The organism is Rhizobium deserti (genome assembly GCF_004358025.1).
GTDB lineage: Bacteria > Pseudomonadota > Alphaproteobacteria > Rhizobiales > Rhizobiaceae > Neorhizobium > Neorhizobium deserti.
This window is the reverse complement of record NZ_SMTL01000027.1, coordinates 1-524: the sequence shown is the minus strand read 5'-3', so window position 1 is coordinate 524 and position 524 is coordinate 1. Positions and strand designations below refer to the sequence as shown.

Below are 524 nucleotides of genomic sequence, written 5' to 3'. Positions count from 1 at the left end.
TCAGGCTCCGAAGCCGCCGTCGATTGTGTGCATCGCGCCGGTGACGAAGCTGGCCTCGGGTCCAGCCAGCCAGGAAACCATTCCCGCGACGTCCTCAGGACGACCGTGGCGCTTGATGGCCATTACAGCGTGCTGAACATCCTTCATAGGACCATCAGCCGGGTTCAGCTCCGTGTCGATCGGGCCAGGCTGTACAACATTGACTGTGATGCCGCGTGGCCCAAAGTCTCGCGCCAGCCCACGCGCCATGCCTTGCAAGGCGGCTTTGCTCATGGCGTAGGCTGACAGGCCAGGGAACGGTATCCGGTCTCCGTTGACAGACCCGATCACGATGATCCTGCCTCCCTCCGGCATCGTTCGAGCAGCTTCAACCGCTGCGTGGTAGGGAGAGTTCACGTTTATGCGGATCAGCCGGTCTACCGCATCCGGGTCCTGTTCAAGCGGATCGCCAAAGGCTCCGACTCCTGCATTGACCACTAAGACGTCGAGTGGCCCATTATCGCGAACGACTGCGATAACCGCAT

General features: G+C 61.1%; 1 protein-coding gene. It reads right to left on the bottom strand.

The genetic code is table 11. The features are described 5' to 3' along the window. Nucleotides 1–524 (bottom strand): SDR family oxidoreductase (locus tag E2F50_RS22845; RefSeq protein WP_133318485.1); only part of this gene is annotated, 524 nt, incomplete at its 5' end.